This window comes from Methylobacterium sp. Leaf125, from assembly GCF_001423085.1.
Classification (GTDB): domain Bacteria; phylum Pseudomonadota; class Alphaproteobacteria; order Rhizobiales; family Beijerinckiaceae; genus Methylobacterium.
The window spans coordinates 174875-187033 of the sequence record NZ_LMNU01000023.1 but is presented as its reverse complement, the minus strand read 5'-3'; the positions used below and the strand labels follow the sequence as shown (position 1 = coordinate 187033).

The window sequence follows — 12159 nt, the reverse complement described above, 5'->3', positions numbered from 1 at the left end:
CGGAATTTACGGGGCCTGACGGCCACGCTCGGCGAATGGGATGTGCGGGGCCTGACGGTCACGCTTGGTTATCGCAATTTGCGGGGCCTGACGGCCACGCTTGGCTTCTGTGATGTGCGGAGCCTGACGGCCACGCTTGGCCGGTGCTATGGAGCCGACGTCTCTGGAGAAGCGCATGGCCTACTGGCTCTACAAGTCCGAGCCCTCGACCTGGTCCTGGGAGCAGCAGGTCGCCGCCGGCGGCGCCGGAACCCACTGGAACGGCGTGCGCAACCACGTCGCCAAGAAGCACCTCATGGCCATGGAGGTGGGCGAGCGCGGGTTCTTCTACCACTCGAACGAGGGCAAGGCCGTGGTCGGCATCGTCGAGGTGATCCGGCCCTATTACCCGGATGATTCCGACGCGACCGGCCGCTTCGGCATGGTCGACCTGCGCGCCGTGGAAGCGCTGCCCCGCCCCGTCACCCTGGAGGCGATCAAGGCCGAGCCGCGCCTCGCCGCCATGGTGCTCGCCAACAATTCGCGCCTGTCGGTTCAGCCGGTGACGGAGACCGAGTGGGCGGTGGTGCGCGCGATGGGCGGCTTCGGCTGAGCGTTTCGCCCCGGCGCCGCGTGGGCTTGCCGAAAGGGTTCCCATCCTTGCCGGGCGGGACCCGTCTCAGCCCTGGCGCTGTGCCTGCGTCACCGCAACGTGGATCAACTCCGCCAGGGTGCGCAGGCCGAGCTTCTGGCGCATCATCGAGCAGGCATTGGTGATGGTCTTGTAGCTGACCGACAGGTCGCTCGCGATGGCGCCGTAGGACTTGCCCTGCGCCAGGCGCTGCAGGATCTGCAGTTCGCGCGGCGTCAGCTGGGTCTCGGGCGTGCGCTTCGGGTCGGTGCGCAGCATCGCCACTTCGGTGGCCAGGCGCGGATCGAGGTAGGGGCGGCCGGACCGGACCCGCTCGAAGGCCTCGAACAGCTCGCCGGAGGCGTGGTCCTTGAGCACGTAGCCCAGGGCGCCGGCCTCCAGGGCCCGCGAGACGATGACCGGATCGTTGTGCATGCTGAACACGAGGACGCGCACCCCCGGATGGGCGGCCCGCATCCGGCGGATCAGCTCCAGGCCAGCGAGCCCGCTGCCCTGGAAGGTCAGGTCGCAGATCACCGTGGCGGGGCGGGCGCGCAGGAAGTGACGGTAGGCCGCGACCACGCTGGTGGCCTCGAGGATCCGCTCGATGCCCGCATCCTCGAGCACCCGCCGGCATCCCTGGAGCACGATCGGGTGATCGTCGATGACGAGGGTGGGGGCCTCGGGGGGGGTGGCGATCGCGTTCATGCGCTGGGAATCGGACTCGTTTCGGCGTCCCGCTCATCATCGAGCGGAATCATGATCCGGACAACCGCGCCGGGCGGGGCATTGTCAAGCCGGAACGTGCCGCCCAGGGCCTCCACGCGCTCGCGCATCCCCGACAGTCCGAGCCCGAGGCCGTGCTCGGGGGCGATGCCGCTGCCGTCGTCGCGGATGGTCAGGTGCAGGGCCCGGCCGCCCGCCATTCCCGCGACCGCCTCGTCGCGGGCCCGGACGGTGACGTTCAAGGCGCGCCCATGGCGGACCGCGTTGGTCATGCTCTCCTGGATGCAGCGGAAGACGGTGAGGTCCGTGACGTCGCCGTAGCCCCGCGCCAGCCCGTCGAAGCTGCCGGCGAAGCGCGTGCCGGCATGGCGCCGGCGGAAGTCGCGCAGCAGCAGGTCGAGGCAATCCGGCAGCGGCACCTGCCCGAGGGCGTGCGGGCGCAGGCGGTTGAGGAGGTCGCGGTTCTGCGTCTGCACCTGGCCGACGATGCTGGCGATGTCCTGGGCCCGCTGCCTCAGGCGGTCCCGGTCGGGGGGCGCTTCGGCCTCGGCCATGCGGACCACCGAGGCGGCGGTGGCTTCCAGGGCGAAGAGGCAGGGGCCGAACTCGTCGTGCAACTCCAGGGCCGTGCGCCGGCGCTCGTCGTCCTGGGCCGAGAGGAGCTGGCGGTTCAGGCGCCCGTTGGCGGCGCGGGTCTCGGACAGGGCCTGCGCCACGCGGTTGAAGCGGGCGGCGATGGCGGCGAGCTCTCGGGAGGCGGGCGGTTCGAGGCGCGCGGTGTAGTCCTGCTGTTCGAGCTGGATCAGGCCCTCGGAAAGCTGCGTCAGGGGGGCCAGGACCCGGCCGAACGCCACCGTCAGGGCGCCAAGCAGGCCGAGGCTGAGACAGAGGCTCGCGAGCGACAGCGACAGGGCGTAGCCCCAGACCTCGTCGATCTCGTCGCGGGGCTGCGTGGTGATGCGGGCCGTGCCGATGCGCCGTCCCTGGGCCACGATGGGCAGGTCGTGCTCCCGGATCGCCGGGGCGATCAGCGCCGCGAACCAGGCCGGCGCGGCGTGCTGGTCGCGCCGGACCCGGCCGAGGCCCCCCGTCACGACCTTGCCCTCGGCGTCGAGGACGGTGACGCGCACGTGGCGCAGGTCGTGGATGCGCAGGGTCAGGGTCTGCAGGATGCCGGCGGGCGGGCCGGCCTGGGCGAGGTCGATGGTGTCGGAGACCAGAAGCTCGACATTCGTCATCGCCGCCTGCATCTCGACCTCGACGGCGGAGCGGGCGTTCAGCACGATCAGGGCGCAGGAGACCAGGGCGGCCAGGATGTCGATGGCGAGGACGAGGACGATCATCCGGGTGCGGGTCGACCACGAGGCCCAGTACGGCCAGCGGCCGATCCGCTCCCGCGGGGCCGGGTCGCTAGCCGTCCGGGCGATGAGGCCCCACCGGGAGCGGGGAGCGGAGGCGGCGTCGTGAGGCATGGCGACTTGGGTGGGGCCCGTCGGGGAAACGATGCGCGGTGGTCACCCCGTGTGTAGCGAACCCGAGGCCGGATGGCAGCGTCCCGAGGCGGTTTCGCGCCTGGTGGCCGAAGCCCTGGCCGATCCGGAGACCACCTGGACGATGGGGGGCTTCGGTGCGCTCGCGCGTTTCGGGCGCCGCCGCGACCCGTTCTTTGCCGCTCCGGCGGACGGCCGCCCCGGCCACGTCACGGCGTTCGGCGGGATCGCGCTCGAGCCGGCAGCGGCGATTCCCGTGGCCTACGAGACCGCCTTCACCGGCGGTTGGAGCCACGCCGTCGCCCTGTGTCTGCCCGGGGCACGCTGCCCTCGGGCGGGGGCCGGACCGATCCGCGACGTGGGACGCGACCACGGGGCACTTCGCGCGCAGAATCGTGGGGATAAGTGGTTCGACCTCGGCCTCGACCTGCCGCAGGGCCGCCTGCTCCTGCGCTCTGCAGACCCGGACACGCTCGCGCACCTCGCCGTGCTGGCCGGTCGGACCGTGGCGGACACGATCGAGGCGGTCCGGGGCCTGATGGCCGCCGCCGACGTGGTCGTCACCACGCCCCTCGGCCGGATCGAGGTCTTCGCCGGTGCGCCGGCGTCTTCGGACGGGCCGCGGGCCTTCCTCGACCCGAAGATCCTTGGCCTCGGCCGCACCCACGCCGCCACTGCCCCGATCCCGTCCGGGCTGGTGCCCGTCGCGCAATTCACGCCGCCGCATCCTTGCCGGGACGGCGCGGGCCGATTCCGCCCCTTCGATCCTGGGGCGCATGCGAGCTTCCAGGCGGTGCTGAGCCGCTGGGGCGACCCGGAGCTGGTCCGCCTGAAGGCGCGCCTGCTCGCGGGGGACACCGTCGCGCCGCTAGCGGCGAATCGTGCGACGCGCGCCGTTTCGCGCCTCGTTCAGGTTCAGATCGCTGCAGCGGCGAACCAGGACAGTGCCAAGTCGTCTACAGACACCCCTCGTTAAACCTGTTGGCTCTATTCAGATTCGTGCCGCGCCTGATCCGAGCCTGTTCAAGGATTGGGTTAAGGACATCTTCATGCCCCATTGCGGCGCCTCTTTCGTTACACGCAGGTGTCGCCGCTCCGGCGTCGCCGCGCCGGTCGTGCACGACCAGCGCCGCGTGATCGACCGGCAACGGTCAATCCGAACCTCTTGAAGCGTGCGAGATGTCTGAGACCCTGATGTCCGTAACGATCGACCCCTCCGAGACCCGGCGCCCCGCCCCGCCGGCGCCGCGCCCGTCCCGGGCGAACCTCCGGCTGGTGCTGCTCTCCGGGGCCGGCCTCCTGGGCCTCGCCGGCTTCACCGCCTTCGCCTTCGCGACCCTCGGCAGCCTCGCGGGACCGCAATTCGCCCGGCCGACCCTCGCCACCGCGTCCGCCACGCCCGCGAGCCTCGGACGCAACGCCTCCGAGTGGCCGGACCTGCGCGATGGCGTCCCGGTCCTCGCGCCGGCGCAGCCGAAGCCCGTCGCGGCCGTGCCGGATCAGCCTGCCGCGGCTCCGAAGGCGGCGCTCCTGCCGGCAGCGATCGCCCCACCCACGGCGCCGGTCGCTGAGGTCAAGCCGTCGCAAGCGAAGCCCGCGGATGCAAAGCCCGTGGATGCGACGTCCTTGCAGGCGAAGTCCTTGGAGCCGAAGTCCTGGGAATCGAAGCCTGCCGGCGTGACACTTGCCGAAGCACGGCCTCCCGAGCAGCGGGTATCCGAGGCGCTGCCGGTTGAGAAGCCGACGGCGGCCCCGGTCGCGACGAAGCCGGCCCGCCTGCCGCCGATCGAGAATGCCGCGGTTCTGCCGCCGGCGCGTCCCGCCTCGCTGGTTCCGGCAACCCGTACGGCCGCCCTGATCGCGCCGCTGCCCAACGAGACGACCCGGTCGCGGGCGACGAACGGCACCTTCACGGCCCTGGCGCCGGAGGGGCCGAAGCACAATCCCGTCGCCAAGACGCCGGAAACCAGGGCGTCCGTCGACAAGCCCGTCGTTGTCAAACCTGTCGCGACCAAGCCGGTGGTCGCCAAGGCCGCGAGCGCCAAGCCGGCGAAGCCGGAGACGGCGCCAGCGCCTCAGGTCGCGCAGGCGGAGCCTGAGCCGGAGCAGACCGAGTTCCTGGGCGTGAAGGTGCCGTCGCTGGCGCCGGCCGGGCGCAAGATCGCCGAGAGCGTCGAGGCCCTCGGAAATGCGGTGAGGAACCTGCCCGACCACTTCTAGCGCGGGCGCCCGGCTTCGGGCGTTCTTCAGCGCATAAGCATGCCCGGCTTCGGGCGCTCTTCATCGCGTGAGCACGCCCGGCTTCGGGCGTTGTCCGTTGCGTTGGCGCGCCCGGGCCGCGGGCGCGCCCCGTCGGGTCAGCGTGCCCGGCTGGCGCGGGGCTTCTTGGCGATCTCGCGCTCGTGGCGCGCGCCGCGCGGGCTCTTCAAGCCCTTCGGTCCCTTCTCCTCGCGAGCCGGCTCGTCGTCGAGGAGCGGCTCCACCTGGATCTCGGGCGAGCCGTTCTTGGCGAAGGTCTGGGCGAAGCGCGAGGCGGCGCCACCCCGGACCTCGAACTTGGTCTCCCGATCGAAGATGCGGATCGCACCGATCTCCTGGCGGCCGATATTGCCGCGCCGGGTCAGCATCGGCAGCAGGCGGCGCGGATCGGCGTTGTCGCGCCGGCCGAGGTTGAGCCGGAACCACACGGCCGGGCCCTGAGCGTCGATGCGGTCCGCGTCGGCGGGATCGTAGACCGGGCGGGACTTGCGCTCCGGGCCGGCACCCGGATCGGTGACGTCCTCGGGGGCGGGCAGGCGCGAGCGGTAGATCCGCGCCAGGGCCGCGGCGAGTTCCTGCGGCGTGCGCTGCGCCATCAGGGTCTCGGCCATGGCCACGTCTTCCTCGGCCGGCTCCTCGGTGAAGATCGGGTCCTGCCACATGCGCTCGCCGTCGAGGCGGCGGATCTCGTCGGCGGTGGGCGGGCCGGCCCACTCGAACGAGACCTTGGCGATCATCAGCATCTGCTCGGCCCGGCGCCGCTTCGAGGCCGGAATCAGCAGGAGGCTGGTGCCCTTGCGCCCGGCGCGGCCGGTGCGGCCGGAGCGGTGCTGCAGCACCTCGGCATCGTGCGGCAGGTCGGCGTGGATGACGAGGCTGACGGTGGGCAGGTCGATGCCGCGGGCGGCGACGTCGGTGGCGACGCAGACCTTGGCCCGACCGTCCCGGAGCGCCTGGAGGGCGGCGTTGCGCTCGCCCTGGCCGAGTTCGCCCGAGAGCGCCACGGCCGAGAAGCCGCGCTCGGTGAGCACCGCCTGGAGGTGGCGCACCGCGTTGCGGGTGTTGCAGAAGATGATCGCCGTCGGCGCATCCATGAAGCGCAGGGTGTTGACCACCACGTGCTCCAGCTCGCGCGGCACAACGCGGATGGCCTTGTAGGTGATGTCGGCGTGGCCGCGCTCCTGGCCCTTCACGGCGATGCGCAGGGCGTCGTTCTGGTAGCGCTCGGCCAGCGTCGCGATCGCCTTCGGCAGGGTCGCGGAGAACAGCAGGGTGCGCCGCTCCTTCGGGGTCACCGACAGGATGAATTCCAGGTCGTCGCGGAAGCCGAGGTCGAGCATCTCGTCGGCCTCGTCGAGGACGACGGCACGCAGGTCCTGAGTGGCGAGGTTGCGGCGCTCCAGGTGGTCGCGCAGGCGGCCCGGGGTGCCGACGACGATGTGGGCGCCGTCGTTGAGCTGGCGGCTCTCGCGGCGCGGGTCCATGCCGCCGACGCAGGAGATGACGCGGGCGCCGGTCTCCGCATAGAGCCAGGACAATTCGCGCTCGACCTGCAGCGCGAGCTCGCGCGTCGGGGCGATGACGAGGGCGAGCGGCGCGCCGGCGGGGCCGAATCGCTCGGCGTCGCCCAGGAGGGTCTCGGCGAAGGCGAGGCCGTACGCGACGGTCTTGCCCGAGCCGGTCTGGGCCGAGACGAGCAGGTCGCGGCCTTGCGCGGCCGCCTCGATGACGGCGCTCTGGACGGGCGTCGGGTCTTCGTAGTCGCGCGCGGTCAGCGCTCGGGCGAGCGGGGCCGGCAGGGTGGGGAAGGGCACGGTGACGGAAGCCTTAGGGGGCAAGCAGGCGAAGAACCCGCCGGGGAGCCGTCGCGATGGGCGCGATCCTCTCCAAACCGACGTGATTCCGGCCTCGAACGGTTACGGATGGCGTCTCTTGTAGCCGGAACTGCGGCCCAGCGCCATGACCGCGGATGCATGCCCCTCCACCCCTGGGCGCCCGGGCCCGCGGTGGACGCGTGCCATGTTGTGTTCCCGGTCCGTCTCGTGCTCATCTCCGGCCCGTCATGGATATCCTCGTCGTCGGTGCCGGAATCGTTGGTCTCGCCGTGGCCCGGGCCCTCGCGCGCCGGGGCCACGCGGTCATCGTCGCGGAGGCCGAGGGGGCGATCGGCACGGGCATCTCGGCCCGCAATTCCGAGGTCATCCATGGGGGGATGTACTATCCGGCGGGCTCCCTGCGGGCGCGGCACTGCGTGGCCGGCGCGGCCATGCTCGCGGCCTTCTGCGACAGCCACGGCGTTGCCTACCGTCGCTGCGGCAAGCTCATCGTGGCCACCGCGGAGGCCGAGCGCGAGGCCATCGCGGCGCTCAAGGATCGCGGCGACGCCAACGGGGTCCCGGGCCTGGCGCTCCTCGACGGGGCCGAGGCCCGGGCCCTGGAGCCGAACCTCGCCTGCGTCGCGGCGCTGCACGCGCCCGGCACCGGGATCGTCGACAGCCACGGGCTGATGCTGGCGCTCCAGGGCGACCTGGAGGATGCCGGAGGCGCCATCGCCTTCAACAGCCGGATCACGGAGATCGCCCGGAGGCCGGAGGGCTGGAGCGTCACCGTGAACGGCGAGGCCCTGCCGTTCGAGGCCGTGGTCAATGCCGCCGGCCTCGGGGCCCAGGCCGTCGCGGGGGCGGTCGAGGCCTATCCCGCCGCGCGCATCCCGCGCCAGGTCCTGGCGAAGGGCAGCTATTTCGGCTGCACCGGCCGGCCCGCCTTCTCGCGGCTGATCTATCCGGCCCCCGTCGAGGGCGGCCTCGGAATCCACCTGACGCTGGACCTCGCCGGCCGCATGCGCTTCGGGCCCGACGTCGAATGGGTGGAGACCCTCGACTACCGGGTCGATCCCGCCCGCGCCGATCATTTCGCCCGGGCGATCCGCCGCTATTGGCCGGGCCTGCCGGACGGGGTGCTCACCCCGGACTATGCCGGCATCCGACCGAAGCTGACGGGGCCGGGCGAGCCCGCCGCCGATTTCCGGATCGATGGCCCGGCCGAGCACGGGCTCCCCGGCCTCGTCCACCTCTTCGGGATCGAGAGCCCGGGCCTGACTTCGAGCCTGTCGCTGGCCGAAGACGTCGCGGATCGGCTGGTCGGCGCCTGAGCGCACTCTCCGATCGTCGGAACACGCAGGGGCGAGGGGTGCGTCTCGCGGCGTGATGGACATCGCCCACCCCAGCATCCGCAAACAATTTTTCCTCACGCCTGAGAAGCGCGAAGAATTTTATCGCTCGCGGAAACGCAAGGGAAATAGTGTTTATGACTTTTTAAGTGAAAGTTCCTAAGTACCGCAGGATCGATTTTCTGTTGGGTTACCGTGATGCGCATCCTCCGAAATGCCAAGATCATCGTCAAAGTGGCCTCACCGCTTGTTATCCTTGCGCTCGTCGCGGCTGGTCTTGCGTTTTACTCATACGCCACTCTGAAAAATCTGTCGCAGCAAACGGTGAACATCGTCGATGTTCAGGCCGCGCGCCTCGAAAGTATTCTGAGTATCCGCATCAACGTGAACGAGGCTTCGGTCCAGGCGCGCAACATCATCCTCGAGACCCGCGAGCAGGAAATGGCCGGGTACAACTCGCGTTACGATACGGCCACGAAAGCGGCCCTGGATGGGGTCGAACGGTTGATGGCGCTGGCCGATACCCCGGAGCGCAAGGCGGTGCCGGTGAAGCTGCGCGACGCGCTCGGTGATTTGATCACCATCATGAACCGGTCCAACGCCCTCGGCCTGAAGAACCAGGGAGATGAGGCCGCCAAGATCCTCCTGATCGAGGGGTCCGTGGCGCGGACCAAGGTCCGGGAGATCATCCAGCCCCGCCTCGAGATCCTGACCGCCGAACTTCGCCAGGCCCGTGACGAGGCCGAGCGGGCCGTCGGCGCCGCCAGCACCATGCTCATCACCGCCACGGCGGCAGGCCTGCTCGGCGTGATGGCCCTGGCCGCCGCGATCGTCGCCTTCGGAATCACCCGGCCCATGAGCCGTCTCGTGCAGGTGCTTCAGGGCATGGCGAAGGGCGATATCGAGGCCGAGATCGCGGAGGCGTCCCGCGGTGACGAGATCGGCGCCATCGGTCGCGCCGTCGAGGGCATCAAGGCCATGGTGGCGATCAAGGCGGCCGAGCAGGCCGAGATGAAGCGCATCGCCGACGCGGCTGCCGCCCTCGAGCGCAAGCGGACGATGGTGGAGCTGGCGGATTCCTTCGAGCGCGCGGTCGGCGGCATCGTCGGCATGGTCTCGTCCTCCGCCACCGAGCTGCAGGCGACCGCCCAGTCGATGACCACCACCGCCAGCGACACGGCCAGCCAGTCCAGCACCGTGGCGGGCGCCGCCGAAGAGGCCGCCGCCAACGTGCAGACCGTCGCGGCCGCCGCCGAGGAACTCGGCTCCTCCGTGCAGGAAATCGGGCGTCAGGTCTCGGGCTCCTCGGATCTCGCCCAGACCGCCGTGGGCGAGGCCGACCAGACCATGCAGCTGGTCCAGGCCCTGAGCCAGGCCTCCGCACGGATCGGCGACATGGTCGGGCTGATCTCGAACATCGCCAGCCAGACCAACCTGCTCGCGCTGAACGCGACCATCGAGGCGGCCCGGGCCGGCGAGGCCGGGCGCGGCTTCGCCGTGGTCGCCACCGAGGTCAAGGAACTGGCGGCCCAGACCGCGCGGGCCACCGATGAGATCGGCACGCAGATCGGCCAGATCCAGGGTGTCACCGGGCAGGCGGTCGCGGCCATCGGCTCCATCAGCACGCGCATCCGCGAGATCAACGGCGTCGCCGCCTCGATCGCGGCCGCGGTGGAGGAGCAGGGCGCGGCGACGCAGGAAATCGTGCGCAACGTCGCCCAGGCCTCCAGCGGCACGAGCCAGGTGACCAGCAACATCGCCAGCGTCGCGCAGGCCTCCGAGGAGACCGGCGCGGCGGCCAGCCAGGTCCTGGGCGCCGCCTCCGAGCTCTCGCGCCAGTCCGAGCAGCTCGGGACGGAAGTCGCCCGCTTCCTGGCAACCGTTCGGGCGGCCTGATCGCCGGAACGGCCCGTGACGGCCACGGGCTCAATGCCGGCCGCGACCTTCGGGACGCGGCCGGATTCCGACCTCCCCGGAGTCCGACCTCCCCGGAGTCCGAACGGGCGCCTAGCGGGCGGGGACGAAGCGCAGCGTGCCGGCGAGCCGGCTCGATCCGCCGGTGTCGCTGGGATGGTTGACGCCGTCGACCACCGGGATCTCGGCGAAATCGAAGGGGCTGACGCCGTCGAGGCAGGCGACGTTGACGCCGTACTGGTTGGGATTCGAGCGGCGCTGGTGGTGCGTGTAGATCCCGCAGCACGCGCAGAAGAAGTGCTGCGCCACGCCGGTGTTGAAGCGATAGCTGGTCAGCAGGTCCGCGCCCCGTAGGATCTCGACGCCGTTGGTTTCCGCCGAGACCACCACCGCTCCCCGCATCCGGCAATACGAACAGGTGCAACGCCGGACCGTGTCGAGCCCGTCGCTCAGGGTCGCCCGGAACCGGACGCCGCCGCAGTGACACTGTCCCTCGTGCTGGGGGCGCTCCGCCGACGGATTATCTGCCGATATTGTGTCGTCTGACTTGGAGTCTGCTGACATGGCGTTCCCTCCCGTCTGCCGAAACCTGCGCGGTCCGTGATCCGTGGCGGAGCCGGCCCGGCCGAAACCCGCGATTGCCGCTCAGCCGCCGAAGCGCTCGGTCCGGACGCGGGCGGGGTCCACCCCGGCGTCGAGGAGGAGCTCCGCCACCGCCCCGACGAAGGGATTGCCGCCGCAGAGATAGGCATGGCGCGGCGGACCGAGCCGGTCCAGCGCCTCCGCGATCACCGCCGCGTCGACCCGACGGCCGCCGGCCCGGGTCAGGTTGAGCATCAGCTGGAACTGCGCCTCGTCGCGGGCGCGCACCGCCAGCTCCTCGGCGGCGATGATCTCGCTGGCATCGCGCACGGAGTAGAGAAGGAGGGCGGGCACGCCAGGCGCCGTCGCCGCACGGTGGCGCAGCATCGACAGGAGCGGCACCACCCCCGAGCCGCCGCCCGCCAGGAAGAGGGGGCCGCCATCCTCCGGGCGCCAGACGAAGGATCCGCCGATCGGGCCGCGCAACTCGATCGTGTCGCCGACCTCCGCCACCGCGTCGAAGAAGCCCGAGACCTCGCCCTCCGGAAGGCCCTCGATCAGCAGTTCGATGGTGCCGTCGCCGTCCGGCGCGGAGGCGATCGAGTAGCTGCGCTGGGCCTGGTACCCGTCCGGCGCGGTGAGGCGCACGTCGACGTGCTGCCCGGCCAGCATCGGCCGGTCGAAGGCGACCCGGAAGCGGTAGCTCTTCACCCGCCGCGTCACCGGACGGATGGCCGTCAGGGTCGCGGTCTGCCAGGGGAGGGGTCCTGGCGCGGGATCAATCACCGGTGAAGCGCTGCTCGCGCCAGGGATCGCCGTACATGTGGTAGCCGCGCAGCTCCCAGAAGCCGCCCTCGTCCCGCCGGGTGAAGCGCAGGCCCTTCACCCACTTGGCGCTCTTCCAGAAATACAGGTGCGGCACCAGGAGCCGGGCCGGGCCGCCATGATCCACCGGGATCGGCGCGCCGTCGTAGTGGGTCGCCACCATGGCCTTGCCGCCGGTGAGGTCCGCCACCGGCACGTTGGTGGTGTAGTCGTCGTAGCCTTCGGCGAGGAGGAAGGCCGTCGGTGCGTCGAGGCCGGCATCGGCCAGGAGGTCGTCGAAGCTCACGCCCTCCCAGGCGGTGTCGAACTTCGACCACTTCGTCACGCAGTGGATATCGCCGCCCCAGCGGGTGCGGGGCAGGGCGTTGAAGGCGTCCCAGCTCCAGCTCTTCAGGGGCCGCGACCCCTCACGCAGGGTGAACGACCAGGTCGCGAGGTCGATTCGCGGGTTCGGGCCGATCTGGAGCACCGGGAAGTCCTCGGTGAGGTATTGGCCCGGGGGCAGACGCTCGCGGGTCGCCTCGGGCGGCTTGCGCCCCGTGAAACCTCGTGTGCTCATGCTCCCCTCGCCCTCGTCCGACCGT

At 71.3% G+C, this 12159-nt stretch carries 11 protein-coding genes; 5 read left to right on the top strand and 6 right to left on the bottom strand.

Annotated elements, in window-relative coordinates; genetic code table 11:
• Positions 1-175: 175 nt before the first annotated feature.
• Entirely contained in the window at positions 176-592 is a 417-nt protein-coding gene (locus tag ASF58_RS17185; RefSeq protein ID WP_055955113.1) for an EVE domain-containing protein, read from the top strand.
• A gap of 66 nt (positions 593-658) precedes the next feature.
• On the opposite strand, the gene ASF58_RS17180 is transcribed toward ASF58_RS17185, so the two are convergent.
• Both ASF58_RS17180 and ASF58_RS17175 read right to left on the bottom strand, forming a co-directional pair.
• Entirely contained in the window at positions 659-1318 is a 660-nt protein-coding gene (locus tag ASF58_RS17180; protein ID WP_055955110.1) for a response regulator transcription factor, read from the bottom strand.
• Positions 1315-2808: an ATP-binding protein gene (locus tag ASF58_RS17175; RefSeq protein ID WP_055955106.1), complete on the bottom strand. Its 1494-nt coding sequence runs from the start codon at positions 2806-2808 to the stop codon at positions 1315-1317. Before ASF58_RS17175 ends, ASF58_RS17180 begins: the two co-directional genes overlap by 4 nt.
• A 49-nt stretch (positions 2809-2857) precedes the next feature.
• Between ASF58_RS17175 and ASF58_RS17170 the strand changes: the two genes are divergently transcribed.
• Together ASF58_RS17170 and ASF58_RS17165 are read left to right on the top strand one after the other, a co-directional pair.
• Complete coding sequence (locus ASF58_RS17170; RefSeq protein WP_156375765.1) at positions 2858-3802, top strand: hypothetical protein; 945 nt, start codon at positions 2858-2860, stop codon at positions 3800-3802.
• A gap of 218 nt (positions 3803-4020) precedes the next feature.
• Positions 4021-5046, top strand: coding sequence for a hypothetical protein (locus ASF58_RS17165; protein WP_156375764.1), 1026 nt, complete (start codon positions 4021-4023; stop codon positions 5044-5046).
• Positions 5047-5183: 137 nt separating this feature from the next.
• Here ASF58_RS17165 and ASF58_RS17160 read toward each other — a convergent pair whose 3' ends face one another.
• Positions 5184-6899 (bottom strand): DEAD/DEAH box helicase, encoded by a 1716-nt coding sequence (locus ASF58_RS17160; RefSeq protein ID WP_055955471.1) that lies wholly within the window; start codon positions 6897-6899, stop codon positions 5184-5186.
• Between the two features lie 248 nt (positions 6900-7147).
• Here ASF58_RS17160 and ASF58_RS17155 point away from each other — a divergent pair, with 248 nt between their 5' ends.
• Together ASF58_RS17155 and ASF58_RS17150 are read left to right on the top strand one after the other, a co-directional pair.
• Positions 7148-8236: an NAD(P)/FAD-dependent oxidoreductase gene (locus tag ASF58_RS17155; protein WP_055955098.1), complete on the top strand. Its 1089-nt coding sequence runs from the start codon at positions 7148-7150 to the stop codon at positions 8234-8236.
• 216 nt (positions 8237-8452) lie between these two features.
• Positions 8453-10150: a methyl-accepting chemotaxis protein gene (locus ASF58_RS17150; RefSeq protein WP_055955095.1), complete on the top strand. Its 1698-nt coding sequence runs from the start codon at positions 8453-8455 to the stop codon at positions 10148-10150.
• Between the two features lie 111 nt (positions 10151-10261).
• Here the strand turns inward: ASF58_RS17150 and ASF58_RS17145 are convergent, their stop codons facing one another.
• The 3 genes from ASF58_RS17145 to ASF58_RS17135 all read right to left on the bottom strand — a co-directional run bounded on the left by ASF58_RS17145 (position 10262) and on the right by ASF58_RS17135 (position 12134).
• On the bottom strand, positions 10262-10702 hold the full coding sequence (locus tag ASF58_RS17145) for a GFA family protein (protein ID WP_055955468.1): 441 nt from the start codon (positions 10700-10702) through the stop codon (positions 10262-10264).
• Between the two features lie 111 nt (positions 10703-10813).
• Positions 10814-11536 carry a ferredoxin reductase gene (locus ASF58_RS17140; RefSeq protein ID WP_055955093.1) on the bottom strand — a complete coding sequence of 241 codons (723 nt, stop codon included), beginning with the start codon at positions 11534-11536 and terminating at the stop codon, positions 10814-10816.
• Positions 11529-12134, bottom strand: coding sequence for a sulfite oxidase-like oxidoreductase (locus tag ASF58_RS17135; protein WP_055955090.1), 606 nt, complete (start codon positions 12132-12134; stop codon positions 11529-11531). Before ASF58_RS17135 ends, ASF58_RS17140 begins: the two co-directional genes overlap by 8 nt.
• Positions 12135-12159 lie beyond the last annotated feature (25 nt).